Origin of the sequence: Chryseobacterium joostei, from assembly GCF_003815775.1 — a bacterium.
Lineage (GTDB): Bacteria > Bacteroidota > Bacteroidia > Flavobacteriales > Weeksellaceae > Chryseobacterium > Chryseobacterium joostei.
Genome location: NZ_CP033926.1, coordinates 1112845 through 1125234 on the forward strand (window position 1 = coordinate 1112845; position 12390 = coordinate 1125234).

The 12390-nt window shown below is 35.2% G+C and carries 13 protein-coding genes; 4 read left to right on the forward strand and 9 right to left on the reverse strand.

The features are described from left to right. The first annotated feature begins 72 nt into the window (after nt 1-72). Nucleotides 73-1602 (forward strand): S41 family peptidase, encoded by a 1530-nt coding sequence (locus EG359_RS05260; protein WP_076351274.1) that lies wholly within the window; start codon nt 73-75, stop codon nt 1600-1602. Nucleotides 1603-1711: 109 nt separating this feature from the next. Here EG359_RS05260 and EG359_RS05265 read toward each other — a convergent pair whose 3' ends face one another. From EG359_RS05265 to EG359_RS05285, 5 genes are all read right to left on the reverse strand, one after another. Next, nucleotides 1712-2302, reverse strand: coding sequence for a hypothetical protein (locus EG359_RS05265; protein ID WP_076351272.1), 591 nt, complete (start codon nt 2300-2302; stop codon nt 1712-1714). A gap of 12 nt (nt 2303-2314) precedes the next feature. Next, nucleotides 2315-2821 (reverse strand): RNA polymerase sigma factor, encoded by a 507-nt coding sequence (locus EG359_RS05270; protein WP_076352070.1) that lies wholly within the window; start codon nt 2819-2821, stop codon nt 2315-2317. Nucleotides 2822-2948: 127 nt separating this feature from the next. Continuing rightward, nucleotides 2949-3764, reverse strand: a complete 816-nt coding sequence (locus EG359_RS05275; RefSeq protein ID WP_076351270.1) for a hypothetical protein — start codon at nt 3762-3764, stop codon at nt 2949-2951. Nucleotides 3765-3775: 11 nt separating this feature from the next. Continuing rightward, the gene (locus EG359_RS05280; protein ID WP_076351268.1) at nt 3776-4285 is read right to left on the reverse strand and encodes an RNA polymerase sigma factor; all 510 of its coding nucleotides are present in this window, start codon (nt 4283-4285) and stop codon (nt 3776-3778) included. Nucleotides 4286-4435: 150 nt separating this feature from the next. Beyond that, on the reverse strand, nt 4436-6064 hold the full coding sequence (locus tag EG359_RS05285; RefSeq protein ID WP_076351266.1) for an NADP-dependent glyceraldehyde-3-phosphate dehydrogenase: 1629 nt from the start codon (nt 6062-6064) through the stop codon (nt 4436-4438). Nucleotides 6065-6233: 169 nt separating this feature from the next. Here EG359_RS05285 and tpx point away from each other — a divergent pair, with 169 nt between their 5' ends. Then, entirely contained in the window at nt 6234-6806 is a 573-nt protein-coding gene (gene tpx, locus EG359_RS05290; RefSeq protein WP_076351264.1) for a thiol peroxidase, read from the forward strand. A gap of 503 nt (nt 6807-7309) precedes the next feature. Further along, the gene (locus EG359_RS05295) at nt 7310-7849 is read left to right on the forward strand and encodes a hypothetical protein (RefSeq protein ID WP_076351262.1); all 540 of its coding nucleotides are present in this window, start codon (nt 7310-7312) and stop codon (nt 7847-7849) included. 66 nt (nt 7850-7915) lie between these two features. Here EG359_RS05295 and EG359_RS05300 read toward each other — a convergent pair whose 3' ends face one another. The 3 genes from EG359_RS05300 to EG359_RS05310 are packed head-to-tail and all read right to left on the reverse strand — an operon-like array spanning nt 7916 to nt 11278. Continuing rightward, nucleotides 7916-8677, reverse strand: coding sequence for an MBL fold metallo-hydrolase (locus EG359_RS05300; protein WP_076351260.1), 762 nt, complete (start codon nt 8675-8677; stop codon nt 7916-7918). 54 nt (nt 8678-8731) lie between these two features. Continuing rightward, nucleotides 8732-9274, reverse strand: a complete 543-nt coding sequence (locus tag EG359_RS05305; protein ID WP_076351258.1) for a Crp/Fnr family transcriptional regulator — start codon at nt 9272-9274, stop codon at nt 8732-8734. An 18-nt stretch (nt 9275-9292) separates the two neighbouring features. Then, nucleotides 9293-11278: a urocanate hydratase gene (locus EG359_RS05310; protein ID WP_076351256.1), complete on the reverse strand. Its 1986-nt coding sequence runs from the start codon at nt 11276-11278 to the stop codon at nt 9293-9295. A 237-nt stretch (nt 11279-11515) separates the two neighbouring features. On the opposite strand from EG359_RS05310, the gene EG359_RS05315 reads away from it, so the two are divergent. Next, nucleotides 11516-11962: an endonuclease domain-containing protein gene (locus EG359_RS05315; RefSeq protein ID WP_076351254.1), complete on the forward strand. Its 447-nt coding sequence runs from the start codon at nt 11516-11518 to the stop codon at nt 11960-11962. A 116-nt stretch (nt 11963-12078) separates the two neighbouring features. Here EG359_RS05315 and EG359_RS05320 read toward each other — a convergent pair whose 3' ends face one another. After that, complete coding sequence (locus EG359_RS05320; RefSeq protein WP_076351252.1) at nt 12079-12372, reverse strand: hypothetical protein; 294 nt, start codon at nt 12370-12372, stop codon at nt 12079-12081. Nucleotides 12373-12390 lie beyond the last annotated feature (18 nt).

Genomic DNA, 12390 nt, shown 5'->3' on the forward strand with positions numbered 1-12390 from the left:
ATTTATTATTCATTTAAGTGATGTTTAATTTTAAACTCTCTATTTTAGCACCTTAAAAAACTCAAAGGTATATTGAAAAATTATTCGGCAATATTTATTCTGGCTATGCTTTCGTCGTGCGCTTCCATTAGAAGACACAATGAACAGCGGGCTTCATGTATTCCTCCTGACCAGCTTAAAGAGGATGTAGACTATGCCTATGCAAAGCTACAACAGATGCATCCTCAATTGTACTGGTACATTCCCAAGCAGGAATTGGAACATAAATTTGACAGTCTTAAGCAAACCCTTAATGAACCCCTTACTCCACTTCAGTTTTATTTTAAGTTTCAGCCGGTAATTGCTGGCATTCGTGAAGGACATCTTTCGTTAAGAATGCCAAGAAAAAAATTCACTAAAAAGGAAATAAAAAAGCTTGAGCATAAAAAAGGATTGTTTAGCCGCTTTGAATATTACATTTCTAATGATCAGATGTATATTATCCAAAACAATGATTTTATTGAAAACATCCAACCGGGAACTGAGATTCTATCCATCAACAATGTTCCTGTTTCAGACTATATAAAAAAATATAGAAGCCTGATCAGCAGTGATGGCTATAATACTACGTTTCAGCCATACTTTTTAAAGGATTTATTTTTCAACTATTACACTGCAGAAAATGGACTTTCTGATAAGGCAACCATAGAAACTCTTTATAAAGGAGACAAGCATACTTATATTCTAAACAGGGAATCTAAATCTGATACCGATGTTGAAAAAGATAAGGAGATGAAGAAACGTACTGAGGACAAAAAACTGAATGACTATGTGGCTGCCAGCAATTCTTATAACCGAAGTTTTAAATTTTTGGATAAAGACAGTACCATTGCTTATATCAAAGTGAAAAGTTTTTCAAGAGAGTATTCTGAGGAATTTTATAAAAAGACATTTTCCAAAATCAAAAGTGCGAAGGCAAGTTACCTCATCATAGACGTTCGTAATAATTATGGGGGGTCTCTGTATGAAATTAATAATCTGTACTCTTATTTGACAGATAAACCTTTCACATTGATAAAACCATCTCAGGTTACATCGAGAGATGTTCCTTTAAGAACTAATTATTTCAGAAAAAGTACTCCTCTGGAATTTGCATTTAAAAGCATAGCATACCCCAGTTACTTTTTTGCTCAGGCTTTCAGTACGTATACAAAAGACGGGAAAGTTTTCTATAAAATGAAAGCTGATAAACCCACAAAACCTAATAAGGAAGCTTTCAACGGAAAGGTATTTGTACTCATCAACGGCGGAAGTTTCTCTGCTTCATCTATTATTACGGCAAAGCTTAAAAATGATAAAAGAGCAACCCTTGTAGGAGAAGAAACAGGAGGTGCCAATGATGGAACAGTAGCTGGCTTTTATTCTTATCAGAAACTTCCCAATTCTGAAATAAAATTTCCTATCGGACTGCTTCTTGTACAGCCTGACATCAATTTTTCAGATTCTAAAAAGGGAGTTGTTCCGGATGTAGTGGTTCATGAAAGCATGCAGGATATTATTGATAGAAAAGACCCGCAGCTGGATTGGATAATGAATGAAATTTCCAGGGAAAAGATAAATTGATTATTCAGGATTTGTCAATAATCGATATTTATTTGAGCATATGTAATTCAAAATTGTTTTATATATATTATAAATCAACTTCGGCGGGCTAAAAGCCCGCCGAAGTTGTTTATCCTTTTAATTCTTCCAAAAGGGTTTCAATATGCTTGATATATCTTCCATAATAACGGTAAAACCAAAATCTTCCACACACAAAAAGCAAGAATAATCCACCTATTACAGAACCAATTAATATGAGCGCAATTTTTACTTCTCCCAAAGGTTTTGGCCAGGGTATAAATTCTAATACAATAAGCATCTCGCACACAATAAACGGAGCAAAACTGATGTAATAAGACAGATAGTATTGCTTGTTCAGATTGAGCTGATTAACAAGATCCTTTAAGGATTCATACGTCTTAAGCTCTGTATTGCTGATATCGTTATACAGTTTAAAAAACTTGCTAAAAAAGAAAATGGTAACAATAAGCATTGAGGCAACTAAAACCGTTATATACAATTGTAATTTAAAGGGTTTACATAGTGAGCAAACCATAAATGCAAAAACAAAGATAGCAATGACCCACCAAAATTCTGCACGCATATTCTTACGTACTTTTTCAAGAGGAAGATTGATTTTATTTTTTTGTTCTATGCTAATTTCCGGAGTTTCATCTACAATATCTTCATTCCAGGTATCTTTCAATTCATCTATATTCATTGGATTACTGATTTAATGGTTGTTAATTCTATGTTGGCTTAAGATATCTTTAAGTTTATTTTTTGCGCGGTTCATTTTCACTCTTACATTTCCCTCTGAGATTCCCATTTCCTCAGCAATCTGCTTCCCTGAAAAATCCTCAAGATAATAGAATATAAAGGCTTTATCAATTGGGTTAAGTTTATGGATGGCTTTATACATCTCTGCCAAACGTTCTTCCTTTCCATAGTCATAATCTTCCTGAAAGACAACATAATTGGAAAGATCTTCATTACCAATAAAGCTTCTTCTTTTATCCGTTTTAAGGAAAATAATGGCTGTATTTAAGGCAATTCTGTATAACCAGGTAGAAAATTCACTCTGCTCTCTGAAGCTCGGATATGCCTTCCAAATCTGATAAGTAATTTCCTGAAAAAGATCATCCTGATCGTCTTTTTCAGACATATACATTTTGGAAATCTTAAAAATGATTCCCTTATGTTTTTTAATCTTCTGAATAAACTCTTGCTCTAGTGAGATCATAGCTTGCTACTCTATAGAGTTAGTTTTCGTTTAAAAAAATTGTTACAGGGAAATATTCAAAAAAATAAAAACCCGATAGAAAAGTCTGTCGGGTCTGTATTTTTAGTGGGTAATATTTCAATCTTTAATTCAACCTGTTTAATGCTCTTTGTAGTGTCATTATATTGATTAAGTCCAGCTTGGCTCCGATAATAATGATGATTAAAAGAACCAATGTCAGAAACAAAATAATAAAAATGTATACGGATACAAACCATATCACTGTATTCAGGATATTCCCTTTGATTCCTAATTTGTTCATGAAAAACTTCTGGGATCGCTCAAACCAGGTCTTTTTCTTTACAGTCCTAGGCTGCACTTCCACTCCATTAAGCTCATCTATTAAAAGTACTACATCATCTATATATCTTCCATACATATAATAGATCCAGTATTTGATAATAAAGCATACAAGCAGCAATGTAATCAGAAAACTAATCCCGAAAATCGCCAGATTATATTCCATATCAAAATGAAAATTAATCTTGATCAGGGATAATAGAAAAGCAAGTGGAATGTAGGAAATATAATAGGAAATGTAAATTTCTTTCGATATAAGCAATTGGGTTTTAAGGTTAAACAGATCATAATTTGTATTAATGCTGTTTTTTTGAAGCAATTTATAAAGCTTAAGAAAGCGGGAATAAAAGTAAACTATAAAAACAATAGTCAGAGCCGTGACAAATATTGAAATAGTTGTAATATTAGAGTCTGTGGAAGCAAATGGAAAACCAGTAAGAAGCAAGGGCAATGTTACAACCATAAGCCAAAACTCGGTTTTCATATTTATTTTCAACATCTGAATAGGAGAATGAATCTCACGTTGTTTTTCCAGGGAAATTTCAGGAGGATCCTGCCCTGTATCTTTATTCCAAAGTTCTTTAAAGTTGTCTAACTCCATAGTTTAATCTATTAATTTGAACCCGTACCTTGCTTAGCAATGATCTCCTTTAGCCTTTCTTTCGCTCTTTTAAGCTTCACCCTTGCGTTCACTTCCGTAATTCCCAATTGGCAGGCAATTTCTCTTCCCGAAAAATCTTCTAAAAAGAAAAAAATCAAAGCTTTATCAATAGGGCTCAGCTGATGAATAGCCTCATACATCAGCTTCATATTCTTATCATCCGTATCATTATAAGGTTCCTGCCTCGCATTGAGTCCATCAATGTCTTGATTCTGTATAAAACTACGTTTTTTTTCACTTCGCAAAAATACAATTGCTGTGTTTAGCGCAGTTCTGTACAGCCATGTTGAGAAATCACTCCTCTTTTGAAAATCGCCATATGATTTCCAGGCTTGGTAAATAATCTCCTGATAGAGATCATTTTGGTCGTCCTTATTATCCATATACATTTTAGAGATCTTGAAAACAACACCTTTGTGCTTTTCAATTTTCTCTAAAAATTCTTTTTCGGGTGAAGACATGATTTACACTAATCCTTGGGAAACGTTAAAAAACGTCACCTTATTATAACACAATACTCAAATTTCTGCCTTTAAGTTAAAAAATCCTTAAAAAACAAAAGCGTTTATTAAGGATTTTTATTTTATGTTAAATACAAATCAAGATACGAACTAGAAAATATAGTCGGTACTTAAGAAGTTGGAATCATGTTCTCTCACAATGGTATTTAATAATGTTTTGTTGGATTCCGTCAGTTTTGCAGCCACCAAAGACCGGATTGAAAATGAACGAAGGGCATCAAAAACAGAAAGCGTTCCCTCTGCACTATCCTTTCTACCTGTAAACGGAAATACATCCGGACCACGCTGTGCCTGACAATTGATATTCACACGGCTTACCAGATTTACAAAAGGATCAATGAGTTTCGCTACCTCATGTGGATCTTCGCTGAAAATGCTTACCTGCATTCCATGGGAAGCATTCACCTGATAATCTATAGGTTCTTCGATATCCTCAAATGGCACAACAGGAATCACAGGACCGAACTGTTCTTCATGATACAGCTTCATATCACTGTTCACAGGATATACTACTGCCGGAAATACAAAAGATTCTTCCGTATAGCCTCCGTCTTTATTCAAAACTGTGGCCCCTTTCGATAATGCATCATCAATACATTCTTTCAAATAAGGAGGTTTATTTACTTCCGGAAGTGGGGTAACCTTCACATCTTTTTCCCATGGCAATCCGGCTTTCAGCGCAGAAACAGCTTCGCTTAACTTTTTGGTAAATTCTCCTGCAATCTCTTTCTGAACAAAGATCAACTTTAGGGCTGTACAACGTTGTCCGTTAAAAGAAAGTGCTCCCAGAATACATTCGCTCACTGCCACATCAAGGTTTGCATTTTTAGTTACAATGGCTGCATTTTTAGCATCAAGACTTAAAATTGCTCTTAAACGGTTGACTTTTGGATGTAGTTTTTTCAGCCCGTTAGCCACTTTACTAGATCCGATAAATGCCAGTACATTGACCTTTCCGCTTTCCATAATTGGTGTGATAATTTCTGAACCTTTTCCATATAAAGTATTCACTGTTCCTTTTGGGAAAGCTTCTTTAAAGGCATTCAACAAAGGATAATGAGCCAACACACCATGTTTTGGAAGTTTAAACAAAATTGTATTTCCCATGATCAACGCTGGAATCAATGTAGTAAAGATCTCATTTAACGGATAATTGAATGGACCCATACTCAAGACTACTCCAAGCGGTGCTCTTCTGATTTGAGCAATGGTCCCTTCAGCCTCCTGAAAACGGGAAGATTCTCTATCCAGATCCTTAAGCGCATCTATTGTCTGGTTGATGTAATCTGCGGTACGGTCAAACTCCTTGGTAGAATCTGCCAGCGTTTTTCCGATCTCCCACATTAATAATTTAATGACCAGATCTCGCTGCTGTATCATCAGGTATACAAACTTCTGCATGCACTTGATTCTTCCCTCCACAGACATCGTGGGCCACTCACCAAGGCCATTATCATAGGCTTTTACACAGGCTTCAAGAACTTCCATCGCCTCATCAGGACCGATATTCGGAATGCTTCCCAATAGCTTCCTCTCCAATCCGTTTTCTGTTGGTATACACACGGGGGAATAAATATTTTGGGTATCTCCTTTCCACTCTACCAATTCACCATTGAGAAGATAAACTTTCTGATGGATTTCAGGAACCTTGAATTCTTCGGGAATTTCGGTTTCGCTTTTAAAAATATCTTGAAATGATGCACTGTTTACTGAACTCATATTTTTAGTATTTAATAATTTGAATCTGAATTTTTGAAGAATAAAGGTAGATGTAAAAATTGATTTTAAGAATAATGATTCAATAGATTTGCTCTATTTAAAAGCTATTTGAATGAAAATTAACTCAGCTAACTAAAAAAAAGAATAATTTTGCTAAAAATAAATTTCAATGTTTTCAAAAATAATTTTCAGTACATTATTTTTCTTATCAGCATGTGGTTTCGCTCAAAATACAAAAACAAGCAATACCGTTTTGATGAGAGGAACGCCTGTACGTACGTATTCTAAATTGCCAACAGTAAATAAACCGGCTCCGAAATTTACCCTTACAGACGTTGATATGAAGGAACAAACTTTAGATTCTTACAAAGGAAAATATGTGATTCTTAATATTTTCCCAAGTGTAGACACAGGAGTTTGCTCAGCATCTGTTCATCATTTCAATGAGGATGCTGCTAACCTGCCTAACACAGTGGTTCTTTGTATTTCTAAGGATCTGCCATTTGCCCAAAAGAGATTTTGTGGAGCAGAAGGAATCAAAAACGTGGTTATGCTTTCTGACTTCCGTTCTGATTTCGGATGGAACTATGGGGTAGAAATGATAGACTCTCCCATGAAAGGTCTTCTCAGCAGAGCTGTAGTAGTGATTGACCCATCAGGAAACATTATTTACGAAGAGCAGGTATCGGATATTTCCCAAGAACCTAATTATGAAGCGGCTATTAATGCTGTAAAGGGATAAATTTTTTTTTAAATAATTTAAAACCTCTGATAAAAGATCAGGGGTTTTTGTTTTTATCTTATTTGTTATATAAAGTTGGAAATCGCAAGAGCGTAAAGTTTTTTTTAATCTTGAAACATCTTTTTAAGGCACAAGAAAATCATTGATTTTAGGCAAGCGGGACTATAATTTATTTGCTCGCAGATATAACAGATTCCGCGGATTTTTTCCATAAACATCTGTTTAATCTCCAAAATCTGCGTGAGGTTTTAAAAGATATACTATTCAATTTTATCACAGATAAAATCGTTGTGCCTTAAAGCAACCTCTTTTTGAATACAAACAGAGATTTTTTAAAGTTTTAGGATTTTTTTGTAATGAAACAAAGATACTTTGAGGATAATCTTTTTTGAACTACGGGAAACCGTATTATTAATAAATAGAGACCTTATAAATTTGAAATACTAAAGTCTTTTAATAGCTTTTGAATAAAATTCATGTATTTAGAAACAAAATTATAAACTATGAGCTTAAAAATCAATGGTTTTCTTAACATTTCCTTTGGAGAAAACAAACAAAATGTAATTGAAAAAATTAAAGAGAAAAATGGAATTCTTGATTCAGAGAATAGTAATGATGATTCTTTAATTTTTGATAATCTAAAATTTGCAGGACGGGATACTATATTTATAGCTTTCCATTTTGTTCAAGATAAATTTTGCAGAGCAATGGTTTTTGTAAAAGCAAATTTAGAGAGTCGAACGGTAACTTTATATAAACAAATTAAAGAGGAAGTAAACGAAAAATATTACAAAACGGTAGATGATTTTGAAAATTATGAATATCCTTATGAACAAAATGACGGACATATTGAAACTGCAATCTCTTTAGGCAAAGCAAATTTTTCTAGCTATTGGGCTTTTAAAAATGATAAAAATAAAGAAAATGACTATATCTCTGCTAAAATTGATGAAAACTTTAATATTATCATTATTTATGAAAATGGTCAATTAATGACAGAGTTTGAAAACTATAAAAAGCAAAAAAATTATGAAGATTATTAAACATAAAACTTTGCTGTAATCGTAGAGCAAAGTTTTATGTTTAATAATGCAATTTAAAAAATCATATTAAACTTTTATCAATATTCCTCCATCTTTCAAAAGCAGATACTCCTGTCCCACTTCCTCCGAAACGTTTTTCAAATCATGACCATCAAATACCTGAGGGATATAAAATTTCTCATGCTCAAACAATCTATAGTGGATGGGAACCAGTTTTTTAGCATGTAATAAATGAGCTGCTGTAAAGGCTTCTTTCAGATTGAGGGAAGCGGGAACGGGACTATATTCCAATCCGATGACTTCAAAATTAACAACGACTCCGTTCACCGGCATAAATGCATAATCTATGTTTGGGTTTTCTTTTCCAAGCTTCCAGAATTGGTTGTGCCAGATGGTATCTCCGCCATGAAAGATTTTTGTAGTTGGGTCTTCCACAATCCATGAGGACTGAATTTCTCCCACTCCATCCATTGCAAATACGGGTTTAAAGGTAATATTTCCGTCTGTGAACGTTTCATCCAGATTTAATACAATCATTTGAACATCATCAATAAGTTTTCTTACAAAGGGCTCTAATCCCGAGTAGACAATCAATTTTCCATCCTTTTTTAAGCATTTTCTGATGACATTTTTGTCAAAATGGTCCAAATGTAAATGGGTAAACAGGATGTAATCTGCCTGTATATGATCTGAGAATTTCAGCAATTCTTCTACAGCATCTCCCAAGACGGGTTTATAGTAGGAAAAATCTTCTACGGCATCTATCAGGATAGTTTTGTTTTGGGAAACAAGCTTTATGCCTGCCCAGTTTAACTTTTGTATTTCCATATTTCTTTTTTCACAAAGGAAAAGACTTACGGAAGGCTAAACAATAAACAAAAGTTAATTAATTCTCTTTCGGATCCTGCTTAATGAAATAGGAGTAATCCCAATGTAGGAAGCCAGATATTTTAATGGAATGTTTTGAATGTAGTGAGGTTTATTTTCCAGCAGATATTCGTAGAGATTCTGTGGGGTGTTTTTCAGCAGGAGCATTTCCCGCTTCATGGCAGCATTCAGTTTTCTGCTCAGATAATAGTTTTGTACGAAGCGACATTGAGGATTAATGATAAACATTTCTTTGACCTCATCCAGGGTAATTTCCCATGCCAGTCCTTTATTGATCGATTCATAAATAGCATCAGATCCTTTTTCTTCCACGGTAAAAATATCGCCGGGAAAGTAAAACTCTGCACAAACTTCTGTATCTATTTCTGATGTGCTATTGATATAATATTTTCGGACAAGCCCATCTTCTACAAGATAGGCTTTGTTGTCCGAGAATTTATTTTTTCTTGAAAATTCAACTTCAGCAAATTTTTCCCAAACGGGATCACCATCCTCTACATTAAGGTGTGAAAACAGTGTTTTATTAATACTTGCCAATGCTGAATCAATTATAATTTACAGTAAATTTTCATCTACAAGGTTCGGAAGGGTAACCTTTAGATTAGGTTCAACCTCCATTGCTCTTTTAATAGCGAAGATAGCCCCTTCATTTCTTGCCCAGCTTCTTCTGGAGATTCCGTTGTTCACGTCCCAGAAAAGCATAGACTTTAATCTTCTGTCTGCATCATCACTTCCGTCCAATAGCATTCCGAAGCCTCCGTTGATTACTTCTCCCCAACCGACTCCACCACCATTGTGAATCGAAACCCAGGTTGCCCCGCGAAAACTGTCACCAATAACATTGTGAATGGCCATATCTGCAGTAAATCTGGAACCGTCATAGATATTGGAAGTTTCTCTGTAAGGAGAATCTGTTCCTGAAACATCATGGTGATCTCTACCCAGTACTACAGGTCCTATTTCGCCATTTTTAATAGCCTTATTGAATGCTTCTGCAATCTTCATTCTTCCTTCTGCATCTGCATAAAGGATTCTTGCCTGAGAGCCTACAACCAGTTTATTTTCCTGCGCTCCTTTGATCCACTGAATATTATCCTTCATTTGCTGTTGGATTTCTTCAGGGGAGTTTTTAATCATTTCCTCTAATACTGTACATGCAATATTATCCGTCTTTTGTAAGTCTTCAGGATTTCCACTTGCACATACCCAACGGAATGGTCCAAAACCATAATCAAAACACATAGGTCCCATGATATCCTGAACATAGCTAGGATATTTGAATTCTCTTCCTAATGTCGGGTTTTCTGACATTACATCTGCTCCTGCTCTGGAAGCCTCCAATAGGAAAGCATTTCCGTAATCGAAGAAGTATGTTCCTTTTTGGGTGTGTTTATTGATTGCAGCAGCGTGTCTTCTTAATGTTTCCTGAACTTTTTCCTTGAATAATTCAGGGTTTTCGGCCATCATTGCATTAGATTCCTCGAAGCTTTGACCTGCCGGATAATATCCACCTGCCCAAGGGTTGTGAAGAGAGGTCTGATCTGAACCGATATCAATTCTTAAATCTTCCTGATCAAATTTCTCCCAAACTTCAACAATATTTCCAAGGTAGGCCAGGGAAACAGTTTCTTTATTTTGTTGCGCTTCTCTTACTCTTTTTACTAATTCATCAAGATTCTCATGGATTTCATTGACCCATTTCTGTTCGTGACGGATTTTCGTGATTTTCGGATTTACTTCCGCACATACGGTAACGCATCCTGCAATATTTCCTGCTTTAGGCTGAGCTCCACTCATTCCTCCAAGACCGGAAGTCACGAAAAGACCTCCTTTTGGTTCTTTATTGATCTTTCTGAACGCATTTAAAACCGTAATGGTAGTTCCATGAACAATTCCCTGAGGGCCTATATACATGTAACTTCCCGCCGTCATTTGTCCATATTGAGTCACTCCAAGTGCATTGAATTTCTCCCAGTCATCCGGTTTTGAATAATTTGGAATCATCATCCCATTCGTTACCACTACTCTTGGTGCATCTTTATGGGAAGGAAATAATCCCATCGGATGTCCGGAATACATTACCAATGTCTGTTCATTGGTCATTTCTGACAAATATTTCATTGTCAACAGATACTGTGCCCAATTGGAGAATACAGCTCCATTTCCACCGTAAGTAATCAATTCGTGAGGGTGCTGAGCCACTGCGTAATCCAAATTATTCTGGATCATCAGCATAATTGCTTTCGCCTGCTCAGATTTCCCAGGATAATCTGCAATAGATCTCGCTTTCATTTCATAATCCGGACGGAAACGATACATATAAATTCTTCCGTAGTCTTCTAGTTCCTGCTTAAACTCAGGAATTAGCTCTGCGTGAAATTTTGGATCGAAGTAACGTAAAGCATTCTTTAATGCCAGCTTTTTCTCCTCCTCTCCTAAGATTTCCTTACGCTTTGGAGCATGGTTTATATTCGTCTCGTATAGTTTTGTTTGTGGCAGCTGATTGGGTATCCCCTGCTGTATCTGTTCTTGGAATGTCATATTGCTATTTAAAGTTCTATGTTTAAACAATGTTTGAAGTTTTAAAGATATTCAAATTATGAAATATAGGCAACTAAACAAGGGAAAATGATTGATGATAAGGCCTTAGCAATACGGTTTGTTTACCATTTTTGAATTTAATACTATATTTGAATAGATGTACCTTAATTCCCTCTCTTGGAGGGGTAGATTTCAATGTGTAAGCTTTGAAAGACGGGGTGGTTAATAAACACAACGATGAAAGAAATCCTCATCACCATCAACGGAATTCCAATCCGCAGGAATTTCGTAGAAAACCTCCCCTACAACTCCTATTTAAAAGTATTATTAAAAGAAAAGCGAAAAGCCAGAATTCTGGGTGAAGTTCTTTTCTGGAAAAAAGTTCGTGCAAAAAGCTTCCATGCTATTGATTTTGACAGGCAAAGAATCATTGGGAATTATATTGTTGATTTTTATGTAAAAGCATTAGGGCTTGTTATTGAAATTGACGGTTCAAGCCATGATGAAAAACAAATTTATGATGGTATAAGAGAGGAATATTTAAAGTCTTTAGGGCTGTTTATTTTCAGAATTACAGATTTTGATGTGAGGAATAATTTAAGTGTTGTGATGAAGGAGTTAGAGGATTTTATTGTGCTGCACTATGGAACTATCCCTACCACCCCGTCTTCAAAAATTAGTTAATTTTTGAATCCACCCCTCCTTTGGGGGGGAATTTTGTACTTACGAATAGGATCGTTATTCAACATAAAAAAACCTCACTGAAGATCAGCAAGGCAGCTATTGTATGTATTTAGAACTTAAGTTAAGACATCATCATTTTGCTCTTCATGGTCATCTTGGTTGTCGCTAAGGCTCCAATAATTATTTTCTTCATCTTCCTCTCCTATCTCTTCCATTTTATCATCTTCTTCTGCACCGGGAATATCCAGTCCTTTATCTATTTTATCCTCCTCAGCATATTCATCAAAAATAGGATTTCCATCGCCGTCAAGCGAAATATGTTTTTCTTTTTTAAATATATCTTCGTTGGGATCATAATCCATACGTTCCAACCTTTCGTTCTGTTCGTTTATATTGTTTTCCGGTACCATAATGTTTAGGTTTTTAAA